The following is a 16,791-nucleotide window of genomic DNA, read 5'->3' as shown; positions in this document are numbered from 1 at the left end:
GTCGCTGGCCGGTGTCGGCTCTGTCAATGGGGTGTCGCGGCGGGGGGCGCCGGCGGCGGCACAGCGGCCACTCACTTGTCACCACCCGTCGTCTGCACCTAAGTTGGCCGCTTGCGACGTGTCCTACTGCCAGTGGGGGAGCCAAGTCATGGCCGCGAACGGACGGCACCGCAGATATCAGCCCAGCCGGATCAACCGTGCCTCGCTCACGGTCACGGCGGGTGGCGCGGGCATCGCGCTCCCGCTTCTCACGGCCGCTTCGGCGGGAGCCGCCTCGACCGATGTGTGGGAGAAGGTCGCCGCATGCGAGTCGACGAGCAACTGGCACATCAACACCGGTAACGGCTACTACGGCGGCCTGCAGTTCACCCGCTCGACCTGGGCGGCCTTCGGCGGCACGGCCTACGCCGCGCGCGCCGACCTGGCCACCAAGGACCAGCAGATCGCCGTCGCCGAGAAGGTGCTGGAGGGGCAGGGGCCCGGCGCCTGGCCGACCTGCTCGGTTCGGGCCGGGCTGACGCGGGGCGGCGACGCCCCCGACATCGCCCCGCAGACGAAGCGCGGCGTCGACGTGGCGAAGACGAAGGCCGCGCCGAAGACCACACCGCAGTCCGGCTCGGCGAAGGCCGCCCCGGACGCCCGGGCCGGCAAGGCGTCCGCATCGCCCACCGCCGTGCCGGGCAAGCGCGAGTCGTACACCGTGGCCCGAGGCGACTCCCTCTCCGGCATAGCCGAGGCCGAACGGGTCCAGGGCGGCTGGCAGCGCCTCTACTCGGCGAACCGCGCTGTCGTCGGTGACAACCCTGACCTCATCCTGCCGGGACAGCGGCTGAGCCTCGAGGTGGCGGAGACACCGAAGACCGCCCGACCCGCGGCGACGAACGAGTCCTGGCGGGAGCGCGCCGGTTCGGCGGGCCCGGAGCGGGACGCCTCGAAGCAGAAGGTCACGCCGAAAGAGCGGGCCACCCCGAAGGCCGCCGCACCGAAAGCTGCTCAGAAGGCCGCGCCCGAGCAGGCCGCGAAGCCCGCCGCCAAGCCGGCCGCCAAGCCCAAGCAGGCGGCCAAGCAGCACTCCGGCCTCACCGCACCCGTGACGGCCCGGACCGGAACCCCGTACCACCAGGCGGGTTCATGGTCCAGCGGCTACCACACGGGCGTCGACTTCCCCGTGCCCACCGGAACCTCGGTGAAGGCCGTGGCGTCCGGGAAGGTCGTCTCGGCCGGCTGGGCGGGGGCGTACGGCTACGAGATCGTCATCCGCCACAGCGACGGCAGGTACAGCCAGTACGCGCACCTGTCCTCGCTCCATGTGCGCGAGGGCCAGCAGGTGGGCAGCGGGCAGCGGATCGCGCGCTCGGGATCCACCGGCAACAGCACGGGCCCGCATCTGCACTTCGAGATCCGGACCGGCCCCGGCTACGGCTCCGACGTCGATCCGCTCGCCTATCTCAGGGCGGGCGGTGTCAGCGTCTGAACACCGCTGTACGGCCCCGTTGAGCCCCGCTCCGGGCGGGATAAGTCACCGCGGCGCGCAGGGCCTGCCAGGGGCCGTTCCCGCTCGCCCTTGAACTCCACACGCCCCGCCGCGTGGTTCAGCGGCAGGGCGGTCGGTGCCGGAAACGGGTCCGGTGCCGCCTTCGCGGAGGAGGGCAGCGCCTTCGGCGGCTCGGGGGCCACCAGGATGCGGCTCCCGTGGGCCTCCGGCGCCTCACTTTCCGTACCGGCGGGGGACCGCTGCGACCCCAGACGCCGGGCCCCGGTGCGCTCGGCGGTCAGCCTCTGGGTGGTCAGCAGGACCAGCCCGCCCGCCGCCACCGCACCGCAGCCGAGCGCCAGTACCGTGCCGGTGATGCCGTAGCGGAACTGCTCCCCGAAGAGCGTGAGACCCACCGCGGCGGCGACCACCGGATTGACCACGGTGACCGTCGCGAGCGGCGCGGTCAGCCCGGCGCCGCGGTACGCGGCCTGCGACAGGAGCAGTCCCGAGGCGGCCAGGCCGGCGATCACCAGAAGCGTCGGCAGCCCCGAACCCACCGAGCCGGACGTCCACTCCATCGCCACGGTCTTGGTGAACACCGAGGCCATGCCGAAGGCCACTCCGGCGCCCGTGGCCAGCACCACGCTGCGCGCCATGGGACGGTGCAGGCCCTTGGCGAGAACGGTCACGACCGCCACCGCACCGAACGTCCCGGCCGCCAGCACCAGCTGCTCGGGTCCCGCCAGGGTGTGCGAGCCCGCGTTCCCCGTGAGGGCCAGCAGGCCGGCCAGGCCCACCGTGGCCATGATCGCGCCGCGCCAGGCAGTCCTTCCCGCCTTGCGGTGGACGAAGAGCGCGGCCATCGGCAGGGCGAAGACGATGGTCAGGGCGCCGAGCGGCTGGACGAGGCTGAGGGGTCCGTAGGCCAGTGCCACCACGTGCAGCACCGCGCCCACACCGTTGAGCGCCACGGCCGCCCACCAGACGGCGTTGCGCACCGGTGCGTACGGGCGGTCATTGCCGCCCGCGGCCACGCGCTCCTGGACGATCGCCCCGGCCGCATAGGCGACCGCGGAGATCAGTGACAGCAGCACGGACAGCGCAAGGGAACTCATGTACACCACGATGTCCTGTCGGAGCCGCCCAGTCGTCGTCCTTGAGGCGGCGATTCGGCGTACTGCTCCAGTAGTACGTACATCACTCCTACGTCCTCCTCTCGACGGTAGTCCTCCTTGCCTCAGGCCTCAGAAGATGGGCCCTGAGACACACGGAGCGCTGACGGTCCGATGCGGTGAGTACCCGAAATCAGAAGGAATGGGAGAAAACCCGGTGCGGGCGAGCCCTGTCGCCGAGTTCTGTGTGCCGTGAACCTGGACAGCGGCCCGGTGCCGTGTTGTCATGCCACTGCCTGTTCTTGCAACGATGTACGGACGCACTCCGACAACGTTGTCAACGCTGTCCAAGGAGGAATTTCCCCATGCACCGGACCCAACGGCCGAGACTGCGCGGACCGGCGGCGACGCTCGCAGCCGTCGCGCTTCTCGGCGGCGTTCTCACCACCGGCCCCGCGGCACAGGCGGCCCCCCGCGCCGAGGGCCGGCTGACCGATCTGGTGAATCCCTTCATCGGCACCCAGAACGAGGGCAACACCTACCCCGGTGCGGCCGTCCCGTTCTCCATGGTCCAGCTCTCGCCGGACACCGGCCACGCCGTCGGGTACGACTACACCGACAACCAGATCCGGGGCTTCAGCAGTACCCACATCTCCGGCGTCGGCTGCGGCCTCGGTGGCGACCTCCCCGTGCTGCCCACCACCGGGGACATCACCGAGACGGACAACACGAAGTACGCCTCCGGGTTCAGCCACGACGACGAGAAGGCGAGTCCCGGCTACTACCAGGTCGGGCTCACCTCGTACGGCGGGATCAACGCGGAGCTGACCGCCACGGAGCGCACCGGCGTCCAGCGGTACACCTTTCCGGCCACCGACAAGGCCAACGTCCTGATCAACGCCGGTCAGTCGCTGCACCGCACGGTCAGCACCACGGTGGAGGTGCTGGACTCCCGCACGGTCCGCACGGCCGTCACCGGGCGTGGGTTCTGCCAGGACACCAAGCCGTACACGCTCTACACCGTCACCCGGTTCGACCGCCCCTTCGCCGACTCCGGCACCTGGAAGGACGGGGCGGTCACCGATGCCCAGCAGTCCACCGGTGCCGCGGGCAACGGCGCCTGGGTCCGCTTCGACACCACGAAGGACCGGACCGTCGAGGCCACCACCGCCATCAGCTACGTCGACGCGGCCGGCGCCGCCGGCAACCTGCGCGCCGAGGGAGGCCGCAGCTTCGACCGGGTCGCCCGCGCCGCACAGGCCGCGTGGGAGGACCGCCTGGACGACGTACGCGCACAGGGCGGGACCGAGACCCAGCGGCGAACCTTCTACTCCTCGCTCTACCGTTCCTTCCTCGGCCCGAACACCGGCCAGGACGTGGACGGCCGCTACACCGGGTGGGACCAGAAGATCCACCGGGCCAAGGGCTACAGGTACTACCAGAACTGGTCGTTGTGGGACACCTACCGCACCCAGGCCCAACTGCTCTCCCTGCTCGCCCCGCGCGAGGCCCGGGACATGGCGATCTCCGTCCTGAAGATCGACGAGCAGAGCGGCTGGCTGCCCAAGTGGGGCTACGGCACGGTCGAGACGAACATCATGACCGGTGACCCCGTCACCCCCTACCTGACCAACGCCTACCAGCAGGGACTCCTCAAGGGGTACGAGGAACAGGCGTACCGCACCCTGAAGAAGAACGCGGACGGCGTCCCGCCCGCCGAGTCCCCGGCCGTCGGCCGCGAGGCCAACAAGGAGTACCTCGCGGAGGGATTCGCCCCGTACATCAAGGGCCGTCCGCACGCCAAGCCCGGTGACTCCGACTACGACCACGGCGGTTCAGCGACCCTCGAGTACGCGCTGTCGGACGCGATGCTCGGCGAGATGGCCGCCGATCTGGGCCACGACGACGACGCCCGTCGCTACCGGGAGCGTGCGCAGAACTACCACCGGATCTTCGACAGTTCGACCGGCTTCTTCCGCTCCCGCGACGAGAAGGGTGCCTTCGCCGGGCCCGCCGACCCCGCGAAGAGCGAGGGCTTCCACGAGGGCACGTCCTGGCAGTACCAGTGGCTCGTCCCGCAGGACCTGCCCGGCCTCGTCGGTCTGATCGGCGGCACGGACGCGACGAACGAGCGCCTCGACTCCTTCTTCGCGTACGAGCAGCTGCTCGCCGACCCGGCGAAGACGGTGCGCGAAGTGTGGGTCAACGGCCCGTACGACTACTACAACGCCGACAAGTACAACCCGCAGAACGAGCCCGACCTGATCGCCCCGTACACCTACCTGTCGACCGGGCAGCCGTGGAAGACGACCGACGTGGTCCACGGTGCGCTCACGCTCTTCACCGACACCCCGACCGGCATGACGGGCAACGACGACGTGGGCACCATGTCCGCCTGGGACGTACTGTCCTCGATCGGGATCTTCCCGGTCCAGCCCGGTACCGACACCTGGGGCCTGTCCACGCCCGTCTTCGACCGGGTCGACCTGACGCTGGACCGCCGCTACTACCCGCGGGGTTCGTTCACCGTGCGGGCTCCCGGTACCTCCGACACCGACCGCTACATCCAGTCGGCCCGGCTCGACGGGGCGGACCAGTCCAGGACGTACCTCACCACCGAGGACATCCGCTCGGCACGTTCGCTCTCCTTCGAGGTGGGCAGCGAGCCCTCCGCGTGGGGCACGGCTCCCGCCGACGCCCCGCCGGCCCTGCGCTGAACGACAGCGGTGCCCCGCCCCGGACCACGCGGTCCGGGGCGGGGCGCCGCCGCAGGTTCAGGTACTGAGCTGGAACTCGGCCCGGATGCGCTTGCCCACAGGGACCCGCTCGGCCGTCACCCGGTCGCAGAGCGCGACCACGATCTCCATGCCGTGACCGCCGAGACGGGCAGGGTCGGGGGCGTAGAGGACCGGAAGCGCCGTGCTGCTGTCGTACACCGTGACGCTGATACGGTCCGCGTTCCCCTCGAGCTCCAGCAGATAGGGGCCGTGGCTGTAGCGGTCCGCGTTGGTGACGAGCTCGCTCACCGCCAGCATCAGATCGCTGCGGGTGTGCTCACCGAGGACCGCGAGCCACTCCGCCGCGAGCCGCGCCAGGAAGCGGTCGGCCAGGGCGCGGGCCTGCGCGATGCATCCCGGTTCGCCGTCGAACACCTCGGCAGCGAGCAGAACCTCCGTGACCGGCGCCCCCTGTACGGGGTCGTCCGGCCGTGAGGTGGCCTGTTCGTTCATGTGCTCCAGCCAAGGCGCCGCAGGGGAGGTCGGAGACCTCTTCTCGCCGTTCGTCTACCCGCGTCGAGAGATCCCACTCCGGGAGATCTCTCAGATCTTACGCACGACCGGGCGGCCGTACCACGGTCATGGAGAAGTTGTCGATCTGCCGCGCCGAGCCGACGATTCACCGTGCCTCTCCCGACTGCGGGCTGATCAGGGCGGGCGCGAGCAGTTCCGCCGTGGTGTGCGTGGGCGCCTCGGGGGCGACGGGCAGGGTGAAGTGGATGAGCGTGCCCTCGTCCGGGCCCGGGTCCAGCCAGATCCGGCCACCGTGGAACTCGACGATCTTGCGGCAGAGGGCGAGCCCGATACCCGTGCCCTCGTACGCGTCGCGGTCGTGCAGGCGCTGGAAGATGACGAACACCTTGTCCGAGAACTCCGGGGCGATCCCGATGCCGGTGTCCGCGACCGTCAGATGCCAGTCCTCGCCCTCCCGCACACATCCGACGGTGATCCGGCACGGCACATCCGGACGGCGGAACTTGACCGCGTTGCCGATGAGGTTCTGCCAGACCATGGTCAGCGACGTCGCGTCGCCGAGCAGTTCCGGCAACCGGTCCTCGCGTACGACGGTGGCCCCCGACTCCTCGACGGCCAGGGTGAGATTCGCCAGGGCCCGGTCCAGGGAGCGGTCGAGATCGACGGGCTTCCAGCTCTCATGGACCCGTCCCACCCGGGAAAAGGTGAGCAGATCCTCGATGAGCACCCGCATCCGCTCGGCGCCGTCGACCGCGAAGTCGATGTACTGCTTGCCGCGTTCGTCCAGCTCCGTGCCGTACCGCTTCTCCAGCAGCTGACAGAAGGAGGCCACCTTGCGCAAGGGCTCCTGCAGGTCGTGCGAGGCGACGTAGGCGAACTGCTCCAGTTCGGAGTTGGACCGGCGCAGTTCCTCGGCCTGTTCGGCCAGCAGGGTCTCCTGCTCGCGGGACTCGGCGAGCTCCGCCACCAGGCGGCGGCGCATGTCCTCCACCGCGGCAGCCACCGCCCGTACGTCGGACGGACCGCGGACCTCGATCCTCCCGGCGAAGGTGCCCGACCGGACCGTGTCCGACGCCGCGGTCAGTGCGCTGAGAGGCCGACCCACCATCCGGTTCAGCAGCAGACTGAGCGACACGACGGCCAGCACGAAGCCGATCACGAGCGCGAGGAGAACCCGGTCCCGGGTCGTGCGTGCCACACCGAGATCGGCACGAGCCTGATCGCGGGCGACGTCCAGATGGGACTGCTGCTCCGTGTACAGCTTTCGCAGCGTGTCGAACTCCGCCTTGCTCTGCCGGATCGGCTCCGAGGACTCGCCCGCGGGCCCCGCCCCGCGGACACCGGCGATCAGCGGCTCGGCCCGGAGCAGGCGCCACTGCCGGGAGGCCTTCTCGATCCGGTCCACGTCCCCGGCGAAGGGCTGTTCGTCCCCGACAAGAGCGCGTACCCGGTCCAGCCTCTGCCGTTCGGCCCGCATGCCCGCCTCGTAGGGCTCCAGGAACGACGCGTCTCCGGTGAGCGCGAAGCCGCGCACCCCGGTCTCCTGGTCCAGAAGGGAGTTCTGCAACTGGTACGACCAGGAGCGGGCGGGCTGGATACGGTCCACCAGCTCCGTGGTCCGGTCGGATATGCGGGAAAGGACGAGGCCGCCGACGACCAGGCACCCGCAGACCATCAGCACGAAGCCGGCCAGGATCAGATGGACCCAGTTCTGCACCGACAGCCGTGCGAACCGGCCCGGCCGCTCGCTCACCCCGGCCGTGCTGCCGTCCTTCGTCACGAGTCCGCTCGCCAGCCCAGATGCAGGACGGCGACATCGTCGGCCAGCCCCCCGTACGGCGAGGCGCTCTGGGTGGCCTCGGCGACGAGGGCGTCGACGAAGGCCCGGGGCGGCAGGGCCCCGTGGCGACGGGCCATGGCCAGCAGCCCTTCCTCACCGAGCCGGGACTGCGGCCCCGTGCGTCCCTCGAACAGGCCGTCGGTGAACAGGACGAGCTCGCTGTCCGGGAAGAGGTCCAGCTCCGTGACGGTCCAGCGGCCGACCCCGGGCAGGAGTCCCAACGCCATGCCGACCTGGGGTTCCACCCAGCTGACGTCCGTACCGCGACGCAACAGCAGGCCGGGATGACCGGCCCGCGCGATCCGCACCCGGTCCCGGCCCGGCGGGAAGACGAGTGCGGTGACGGTGGCGAAGACATGGGGGTCGGACCGCTCGGCGACGAGTATCTGCTCCAGGAGCCCGATCTTCTCGAGCTGGGTGACCCCGGTCAGTACGGCGGTGCGCCAGGCCACCCGAAGACAGACACCCAGTGCGGCCTCCGCGGCCCCGTGCCCCGACACATCGCCGATCACGGCGTGGACCGCACCGTCGGCGGTCTGGATCACGTCGTAGAAGTCGCCGCTCAGCAGCCCGTGGGCGCGCCCTGCCTCGTAGCGTGCGGCCACGCCGAAACTGTCGTCGCTCAGCAGCGGGATGGGCAGCAGCGCCCGTTCCAGCCGGGCGTTCTCCTGCGCTATCAACTGGCTCGCCCGCATCGCGGACGCCGACCGCTCGGCCTGCTTGCGCTGGAGTGCGTAGCGGACCGCGCGGCCCAGCGCCTCGGGATCGATCCTGCCCTTGACGAGGTAGTCCTGGGCGCCGTGCGCCACGGCGGACAGCCCGGTCTCGGCCTCGGCCAGACCCGTTGTGACGACGATGGCGGCATCCGGTGCCGACTCGACGAGCTGCCTGACGGCGTCGAGACCGTGCACATCGGGCAGATGCAGATCCAGCAGGACACAGACAGGGGTGCGGCAGGACCGCAGGAAGAGCCGCGCCTCGGCCAGCGACTTGCACCAGGTGAACGACGAGTCCAGCTCACTGTCGGCCAGCAGCTCCTCGACGAGCAGAGCGTCCCCGGAGTCGTCCTCGACCAGGAGAATCGCGGCCGCGCGTGCGTCCCAGATGGACGCAGCGGCGATGGTGACGGCCTGCTGTGCGGGGATCCCGGTGGGCTCCTTCGCACGTGCAGAGGTGCCCAGCGGCAGATCGGCCACGCTCCACCCCCTCGACGGACGGCACGGAGTGACCCGTGCCGTAACGCCTGGAAGCATATGTGACCGATGCCCGGCTGGTCAGCCGGGCATCGGTCACAGAGTGTGCTCGTTTTTCAGGCCTCGACGCACATACCCGTACGCAGTCGCTGCACGATCCTGCTGAGCAGGCGCGACACGTGCATCTGGGAGACGCCGAGCTCCGCACCGATCTGGGACTGCGTCATTTCCTGGCCGAAGCGCATCTGGACGATCTTCCGCTCCCGCTCGTCCAGCTGATCGAGCAGCGGGGCCAGCGTCTGCAGATTCTCGACACTCTCCATGGCGGGGTCGTCCTCACCGAGGAGATCGGCGTACGAACGCTGGTCGTTGCCGGAGTCGCTGTCGGCGCTCGGGGTGTCCAGCGAGCCCGCCGAGTAGCCGTTCGCCGCGACCAGCCCCTCGATGATCTCCTCCTCGGGGAGATCCAGATGAGCGGCGAGCTCCCGCACCGTGGGGTCGCGGTCGAGCTCGGCGGACAGGTGCTCCTTGGCCTTGGCGAGCTCGACGCGCAGCTCCTGGAGCCGGCGCGGGACGTGGACCGACCAGGTCGTGTCGCGGAAGAACCGCTTGATCTCACCGACGATGTACGGCACCGCGAATGTGGCGAACTCGACCTCGCGCGAGAGGTCGAACCGGTCGATCGCCTTGATCAGGCCGATCGTGCCCACCTGGATGATGTCCTCGGTGTCGTCCCCGCCCCGGTTGCGGAACCGCGAGGCGGCGAAGCGCACCAGCGAGAGATTCATCTCGATCAGCGTGTTGCGCGCGTACTGGTACTCGTGGGTGCCTTCCTCGAGGACCTGGAGCCGGTCGAAGAAGATCTTCGACATGGCCCGCGCGTCCTGGGGCGCGACCTTTCCCGTGTCCTTGATCTGCGGCAGCGAGGACCCCTCGAATCCCGTGCCGGCCTCGTCGTACTGCGCCGCGGCTGTGCCGACTGCCTCGGTGGTTCGCACTGACATGGCCGTCATGGTGTCGCCCTCCCCTGGATCCGGTGTGGTGACGGTCGCATGCCCCGGTATTCGGAATTGATGCCACCGAGTTCCGAGATTCTTCCCCGTCGGCTGCGGGCCGAGGTGAATACCGGCATCAGGTGTGCCGATATGTGCCATTTCAGGGAGATTTCGCAAATGCATCCTGAACCGATGTGTGAGCCACGCCTCATTCCGGGCACCTGTGGTGTTCCGGAGACAGAGGAGGGGCCCATGAGCGACACCGGCACGGCTGGTGGGACGACCGTCACGACAAGGATCCCGGCCAGGCTGGACCGGCTCCCCTGGTCGCGCTGGCACTGGATGATCGTGATCGGCCTCGGGACCGTCTGGATCCTCGACGGTCTCGAGGTCACGGTCGTCGGCAACATCGCCAGCCGGCTGTCCGAGGACGGCAGCGGACTGGCCATCACCGATGCCCAGGTCACCGGCATCGCCGCCGCACTGTACGTGGCGGGCGCCTGCTCCGGTGCGCTGGTCTTCGGGTGGCTGACCGACCGCTTCGGGCGCAAGAAGCTCTTCATGATCACTCTCGCCGTCTACCTGGGCGCCACCGCGCTCACCGCGATCTCCTTCTCCGCGTGGTGGTTCTTCCTCTTCCGGTTCCTGACCGGCTTCGGAATCGGCGGGGAGTACGCGGCGATCAACTCGGCCATCGACGAGCTGATCCCCAGCAAGTACCGGGGCCGCGCCGACCTCATCATCAACGGCAGCTTCTGGCTCGGGGCCGTGGCGGGCTCCCTGCTCTCCGTCGTCGCGCTGAACACCGACATCTTCCCCAAGGACATCGGCTGGCGGCTCACCTTCGCGCTGGGCGTGGTCCTCGGGCTCGTCATCCTCCTGGTGCGCCGCCACGTACCGGAGAGCCCCCGCTGGATGTTCATCCACGGGCACGACGAGGAGGCCGAACGGCTCGTCGACGGGGTGGAGCGGGAGGTCGAGAAGGAGACCGGCCGCCCTCTGCCGCGCGCCGACCGGACGATCACCGTGCGCCAGCGAAAGGGCGTCGGGTTCGGCCTGATCGCCCGCACCGTCTTCCGCTCCTACCCCAAGCGAGCGGTTCTCGGGCTGGCACTCTTCATCGGGCAGGCCTTCCTCTACAACGCCATCACCTTCGGATTCGGCTCGATCCTGGTGACGTTCTTCGACGTCTCCAGCGGGTCCACCGGCTACTACTTCGCCGTCATCGCGTTCTGCAACTTCCTGGGACCGCTCTTCCTCGGCCGGCTCTTCGACACGTTGGGGCGCAAGCCGATGATCGCGGGCACCTACATCCTCTCCGGGGTGCTGCTCTTCGCCACCGCCTGGCTCTTCAGCGCGGGCTGGCTCAACGCCGCCACCATGACCGGCTGCTGGTGCCTGGTCCTCTTCTTCGCCTCCGCGGGAGCCAGCTCCGCCTACCTGACCGTCAGCGAGGTCTTCCCGATGGAGACGAGGGCCATGGCCATCGCCTTCTTCTACGCCGTGGGCACGGCGGCCGGCGGCATCACGGGGCCCTTGGTCTTCGCGGAGCTCACGTCCAGCGGCGTGGTCAGCGACACGGCCCTGGCCTTCTCCATCGGCGCCGGTCTGATGGTGGCCGCCGGCCTGGTCGCGCTCTTCTTCGCGGTCCCCGCCGCGCAGAAGTCCCTCGAGGACATCGCCACCCCGCTCTCCGTCGAGGAGCAGTAGAGAGGGGGTTGCCGACCCGAACGGAGCAGCGCCCGACTCATGGCAGACTTGACCGGGGCATTCGGCCCGTAGCGCGCCGGCCCCCGCCGGCTCCCGGCCGGACCTCCTCCCCACCGAAGCCCGGCAGCGGCGCGAGTGACGAGTAACAGAGGAACGGCAATGACGGTGACACAGGACAGCCAGGAGTTCGCTCCCGGTATCGACGAGTTCGGTCCCGGTATCGACCCGGAGCGGCTGGCCGTCTGCCTGAGTGTGCTCGACGAGCTGGACACCATCGAGGTCGACCACCCGGACGCCATCGCCGTACGCCGGGCCACCGCCGGTATCTACCGGACGGTGAAGCAGCGCCGGCGCCAGGAGCGCCGGGCCGCCAAGACCGCGCACGACAAGGCCGTCACCGAGGCCACCGCGACCGGCTCCGCCGAGCGCATCGACGACGAGACGCAGGGCGTGCTCCCGTCGTCCTCGGCCACGGCCGAGATCGCGGGCATACTGCAGCGCCCCAGGTCCTGCTACATCTGCAAGACCCGGTACGTCGAGGTGGACGCCTTCTACCACCAGCTCTGCCAGAAGTGCGCCGCGGAGAACCGGGCCCGGCGCGACGCCCGTACCGACCTCACCGGGCGCCGGGCGCTGCTCACCGGCGGCCGGGCCAAGATCGGCATGTACATCGCGCTGCGGCTGCTGCGCGACGGCGCCCACACCACCATCACCACCCGCTTCCCCAACGACGCGATCCGCCGCTTCAAGGCGATGCCGGACAGCGACGAGTGGATCCACCGGCTGAAGATCGTCGGGATCGACCTGCGCGACCCGGCGCAGGTCGTCGCCCTCGCCGACTCCGTCGCCGCCGAGGGCCCCCTGGACATCCTGATCAACAACGCCGCGCAGACGGTGCGCCGCTCCCCGCAGGCCTACAGCGAGCTGCTGAGTGCCGAGTCCGCCCCGCTGCCCGCGGGCGAGCTCCCCGCGGCGCAGGTCATCGGCACCTTCGGCAGCGGCACGGTCGACCGCGTCGCCGCGCTCCCCGCCGCCCGCAAGCAGGGCGAGGGTCTGAGCGCCCAGGACGTCACCGATCTCGCCCTGGTCACCGGATCCGCCTCGCCCGCCCGCATCGCCGCGGGCACGGCGATCGACGCGGGCGGCCTCGTGCCCGACCTGCACGACACCAACAGCTGGATCCAGACGGTCGAGGAGGTCGAGCCGATCGAGCTCCTCGAGGTCCAGCTCTGCAACTCGACGGCGCCCTTCATCCTGATCAGCCGGCTCCGCCCGGCGATGGCCGCGGCGACGAAGCGCGCCTACGTGGTGAACGTGTCCGCGATGGAGGGCGTCTTCAGCCGTGGGTACAAGGGGGCGGGCCACCCGCACACCAACATGGCCAAGGCCGCTCTGAACATGCTCACGCGCACCAGCGCCCAGGAGATGTTCGAGAAGGACCGCATCCTCATGACGGCTGTCGACACGGGCTGGATCACCGACGAGCGCCCGCACCCCGACAAGATCCGCCTCGCCGAGGAGGGCTTCCACGCCCCGCTCGACCTCATCGACGGCGCCGCCCGGGTCTACGACCCGATCGTGCGCGGCGAAGAGGGCGAGGAGCTCTACGGCTGCTTCCTGAAGGATTACGCGCCCGCGGGCTGGTGACCTCACCCATCCTCCGCGCACCGAACAGGCAGGACAGCGAGAACGGCGGCGGCCCACACCCGTGGGCCGCCGCCGCTTTTGTCCCGCTGTGTGATTCCTGGGGAACAAGTGGTGACCCCCGTTGGCTGAAAGTGACCCAGGCCACACGTTCTGTCGAGCGGGATCGCGCTCATTTGGTTACTCTGAATTGAACGGACGCCACCAAGGGATCCACAAAACTTCCTCGGCCGTCCTGGGACAGGTCTGTAAGCAGGCCGCCGTCCCGCCCCGTACCGGCGCCACCGCGACCGAACTGTTTCTGCCCCTGCCCCGCAGAGGGCGGTCGATACACGGTTCTCACACCGCAGCGTCGCCACCGCCCGGGGTTACGCGACACAAAGGAGTCCGCGGTGACACCTGAAATGACGAAGAGCGAGCAGCGCCCGGCCGAACGGACCGGAGCGCGGGCCCATCGGCCCGAGAAGCTCCGGAACATCGAGGTCTGGGCCAGGTCGGCGCCGATCCGGCTGGCCGGTTACGAGGACGATCTCGCCGAGCCGCACATCCTGCCCGGCATCGACTGACCGCTCGCGCCACACCGTCGTACAGAGCTGAGCCCCGGACCCCGCATCCGAATCCGCGGGGGCCGGGGCATTCTCATGTCCGCCCCCGGGGCCGGAGCGGTACGGGTCTGGCCACCGGCCGCATGAAGTCCCGTACGTAGGTCCGGTGCCACCAGCATCCGGTGGCGCGCAACTCCCGCAGGTCCGTGTACCGGTAGTGGAAGACCCGGGCGCGCACATGCGCGGGCGGGGTGCCGGGGAAGGGGTTGTGGCGCAGCAGCCGCAGGGTGTCCCGGTCGCCCTGCAGCAGCCGCTCGACGAACGGCCCGAACCAGGACCGGGCGTACGCGGGGGAGAGCGCGGCGAACCACATCATCCAGTCGAGGCGCAGATGGTACGGGGCGAACTGGCGTGGCATCCGGTGCGGGTCGCCCGGCTTCCCGCGGAAGCCGTACTCCTGCCAGTGGGTGCCTTCGTGGATCACCGCCTCGTCGGTCCCCTCGACCACGACCTCCAGCCGCATCCTGCTGATGCTCCCGAACGCTCCGTAGGTGTTGACCAGGTGGAGCGGGTCGAAGGACCGGTTCATGACCTGGCGGCGGGAGAGGAGATTGCGTGCCGGACGGTAGCTGAGCACCAGGACGAGGGCCGTCACCGCCATGACCACGATCTCGTACCAGAGGGGTGGCGCGGACTGCTCGGGCGGCGGGCCCGCGACCGGGGACCAGTCGATCGCGGCGAGGGCGAGGGTGATCGTCATCCAGTTCAGCCAGGCGAAGTTCCCCGACAGGACCAGCCACAGCTGGGTGACCACCATCAGGCCCGCGGCGATGCTCGCCACGGGCTGCGGGGTGAACAGCAGGAAGGGCACCACGAGCTGGGTGACATGGTTGGCGGCCACCTCGACCCGGTGGGCGGGCTTCGGCAAGTGGTGGAAGAACCAGCTCAGCGGTCCCGGCATCGGCTGCGTCTCGTGGTGGAAGTCCAGACAGGTCAGACGTCGCCAGCACGCGTCGCCCCGGATCTTGATGAGGCCGGCGCCGAACTCCACCCGGAAGAGCAGCCAGCGCAGCAGCCACAGCAGCAGGATGGGGGCCGCATGATCCGCGTTCCCGAGGAACACCGCGAGGAAGCCCGTCTCCAGCAGGAGCGACTCCCATCCGAAGCCGTACCAGACCTGCCCGACCTGGACGATCGACAGGTACAGGACCCAGGGCACCGCCCACAGGACCATGGCGGTCCACAGCGGAAGGAACCCGTCCAGACCCGCGAGGAGAGCGAGGGAGACCGCGCAGCCCGTCCAGCAGACGAGCGCGAAGAAGCGGTCGGAGTAGTGGAGGCGGAACAGGCCGGGCGCGGCCCGCCAGGGAGTGCGCCGCAGCAGCTCGGGCACGGGGAGCATGCCCCGTGCCCCGATCAGCGCCCGGAACTGGAGGACTGCCGACAGGAAGGCGACCAGGTAGACGGCGGCGAGGGCCCGCTGGAAGACCAGCCGGCTGAGCCAGTACCCGTCTGCGGTGAACCACTCCATCGCTTCCAGTATCGGCTCATCGGCCCGCGAGCACGCTCCGGCGCAGCGTGTTGCCCAGCCGGCGCGCGTACAGCCGCTGGAACACCGGCACGAGGGGCCCGGCGAGCCGGGCGTACCAGGAGGCGGGTCGCGAGAAGGCCATGACGGTGAACCACACCGTCCCGTCGTCCGCCAGATCCACCACGAAGCACTCCTCGCCCCGTTCCGGGTGACGGGCCGTGGTGCCGTAGCCGAAGCCGATGCGCCCCTGCTCGTACGCGGTCCAGACGACCTCGCAGTGCGCGGTCACGCGGAAGGGCCCTATGCCCAGCGACATCGCGACGCGGTCTCCTGCGGCCGCCCGCTCGGCGGAGGCGTTCACCCGGGTTCCGGCCCCGCGGTGCATCCGCCACTCGGTGACGGCGGCGCCCGCGGCCTCGAAGTCGGCCGTGCCGCGGCCCACGGCGGTCCGGTGGTGCAGGTGGTGGTAGCCCTGCGGGAGCGGTCCCAGGCGGGTGGCTCCGACCTCGGGGTACGTCAGAGTGGTCATGCGGTCCTGCCTTCCGGGTGGGTGCGGTCCTGGATGCGGCGCCAGGCGAGCAGCGAGCAGAGGGCGAAGCCCAGTGCGTTGCCCAGTCCATGGGTGGCGGCCATCCACGTCAGGGTGGGGTGGGGCAGTCCCGTGGCCTCGCCGAGCGCCCAGCTCAGCGCGAGGACCATGGTCGCCACGAGTACGGCGGCCGAGGTGGCGAGTAGGACGCGGGTGGCGCGGTCCCGGCCGTCGCGAGCGGTGCGCCATGTCAGAAGGGCGACCGTCCACATCCCGGCGGTCAGCACCGCGGCGCCGGCCAGCTCCGCCCAGTCGCCGACGAAGTAGCCGACGAGGACGAGCAGGGTTCCCAGGGGCACACTCAGGGCGGCGAAGCGGCCGGCCGGCCCGTCACCGCCCCGGCAGACGAGACCCGCGACCAGGGCCGCGGCGAAGCCGGCGAAGTGGAAGTGCGGCACGGTCAGCGCCAGGATGCCGAGCCCGAAGCCGAACAGTTCGTGGCCCGCACGCTCCGCGACCAGGGCGAGTGCGGCGACCGACGGGGTGACCAGTGCGGTGAGCAGGGCGATCTCCGCGGGGCGGATGCTGCGGGTGCGGGCCAGGCGCCACGGGGCGTGCGCCGCGAGGAGCAGCGCGCCCAGGGCGTAGCAGCAGGCGAGTGCGGTGGCGGTGGCTCCGCGCGGCAGCCACAGGGCCACGGCGCCGGGCACCGCGAAGAGCGGCCACAGCCGCCGCATCCGGTCGAATGCCGGGTCTCCGACGAGCCTCAGGCCCGCCGGCACGATCACCAGCATGCCCAGCATCACGATGAGACCGACCAGCACGGACATCGCGCCCACCCCCGACTTCACGCCACGTTGAACGTGTTCAATTGCTGTCGTGCCGAGGGTAGGTCATTTCTTGAACACGTTCAAGATGGACGGTTCGGTCGAGGAATCGGACAAATAATGGCAGAGTGGCGCAC

The 16,791-nt window shown here is 70.1% G+C and carries 13 protein-coding genes; 5 read left to right on the top strand and 8 right to left on the bottom strand.

Annotated features, from left to right (window positions below):
- Positions 1–148: 148 nt before the first annotated feature.
- Entirely contained in the window at positions 149–1,474 is a 1,326-nt protein-coding gene (locus tag OG257_RS05005; protein ID WP_329205072.1) for a transglycosylase family protein, read from the top strand.
- Here OG257_RS05005 and OG257_RS05000 read toward each other — a convergent pair.
- Positions 1,444–2,592, bottom strand: coding sequence for a DMT family transporter (locus OG257_RS05000; protein ID WP_329205070.1), 1,149 nt, complete (start codon positions 2,590–2,592; stop codon positions 1,444–1,446). The two genes, OG257_RS05005 and OG257_RS05000, sit on opposite strands and share 31 nt — an antisense overlap.
- Positions 2,593–2,954: 362 nt before the next feature.
- Here OG257_RS05000 and OG257_RS04995 point away from each other — a divergent pair, with 362 nt between their 5' ends.
- On the top strand, positions 2,955–5,306 hold the full coding sequence (locus OG257_RS04995; protein WP_329205068.1) for a GH92 family glycosyl hydrolase: 2,352 nt from the start codon (positions 2,955–2,957) through the stop codon (positions 5,304–5,306).
- 57 nt (positions 5,307–5,363) lie between these two features.
- Here OG257_RS04995 and OG257_RS04990 read toward each other — a convergent pair whose 3' ends face one another.
- From OG257_RS04990 to OG257_RS04975, 4 genes are all read right to left on the bottom strand, one after another.
- Positions 5,364–5,819 carry an ATP-binding protein gene (locus OG257_RS04990; protein ID WP_329205066.1) on the bottom strand — a complete coding sequence of 152 codons (456 nt, stop codon included), beginning with the start codon at positions 5,817–5,819 and terminating at the stop codon, positions 5,364–5,366.
- Between the two features lie 166 nt (positions 5,820–5,985).
- Positions 5,986–7,557 (bottom strand): sensor histidine kinase, encoded by a 1,572-nt coding sequence (locus OG257_RS04985; RefSeq protein WP_443054553.1) that lies wholly within the window; start codon positions 7,555–7,557, stop codon positions 5,986–5,988.
- Between the two features lie 59 nt (positions 7,558–7,616).
- Complete coding sequence (locus tag OG257_RS04980) at positions 7,617–8,876, bottom strand: PP2C family protein-serine/threonine phosphatase (protein WP_329205064.1); 1,260 nt, start codon at positions 8,874–8,876, stop codon at positions 7,617–7,619.
- 113 nt (positions 8,877–8,989) lie between these two features.
- The gene (locus OG257_RS04975) at positions 8,990–9,886 is read right to left on the bottom strand and encodes an RNA polymerase sigma factor SigF (protein WP_329205062.1); all 897 of its coding nucleotides are present in this window, start codon (positions 9,884–9,886) and stop codon (positions 8,990–8,992) included.
- Between the two features lie 234 nt (positions 9,887–10,120).
- On the opposite strand from OG257_RS04975, the gene OG257_RS04970 reads away from it, so the two are divergent.
- The 3 genes from OG257_RS04970 to OG257_RS04960 all read left to right on the top strand — a co-directional run bounded on the left by OG257_RS04970 (position 10,121) and on the right by OG257_RS04960 (position 13,788).
- Positions 10,121–11,578 carry an MFS transporter gene (locus OG257_RS04970; RefSeq protein WP_329205060.1) on the top strand — a complete coding sequence of 486 codons (1,458 nt, stop codon included), beginning with the start codon at positions 10,121–10,123 and terminating at the stop codon, positions 11,576–11,578.
- 159 nt (positions 11,579–11,737) lie between these two features.
- Complete coding sequence (locus tag OG257_RS04965) at positions 11,738–13,225, top strand: SDR family NAD(P)-dependent oxidoreductase (RefSeq protein WP_329205058.1); 1,488 nt, start codon at positions 11,738–11,740, stop codon at positions 13,223–13,225.
- A 389-nt stretch (positions 13,226–13,614) separates the two neighbouring features.
- A complete protein-coding gene (locus tag OG257_RS04960) occupies positions 13,615–13,788 on the top strand; it encodes a hypothetical protein (protein ID WP_329215559.1) in 174 nt (57 codons plus the stop codon).
- A gap of 73 nt (positions 13,789–13,861) precedes the next feature.
- On the opposite strand, the gene OG257_RS04955 is transcribed toward OG257_RS04960, so the two are convergent.
- The 3 genes from OG257_RS04955 to OG257_RS04945 are packed head-to-tail and all read right to left on the bottom strand — an operon-like array spanning position 13,862 to position 16,657.
- Positions 13,862–15,298, bottom strand: coding sequence for a lipase maturation factor family protein (locus tag OG257_RS04955; protein ID WP_329205056.1), 1,437 nt, complete (start codon positions 15,296–15,298; stop codon positions 13,862–13,864).
- A gap of 16 nt (positions 15,299–15,314) precedes the next feature.
- Complete coding sequence (locus OG257_RS04950; RefSeq protein WP_329205055.1) at positions 15,315–15,827, bottom strand: DUF1990 family protein; 513 nt, start codon at positions 15,825–15,827, stop codon at positions 15,315–15,317.
- Positions 15,824–16,657 carry a YndJ family protein gene (locus tag OG257_RS04945; RefSeq protein ID WP_329205054.1) on the bottom strand — a complete coding sequence of 278 codons (834 nt, stop codon included), beginning with the start codon at positions 16,655–16,657 and terminating at the stop codon, positions 15,824–15,826. Before OG257_RS04945 ends, OG257_RS04950 begins: the two co-directional genes overlap by 4 nt.
- Between the last annotated feature and the right edge of the window lie 134 nt (positions 16,658–16,791).

It is taken from the genome of Streptomyces sp. NBC_00683 (genome assembly GCF_036226745.1).
GTDB lineage: Bacteria > Actinomycetota > Actinomycetes > Streptomycetales > Streptomycetaceae > Streptomyces.
This window is presented reverse-complemented; position numbering and strand designations above follow the sequence as displayed.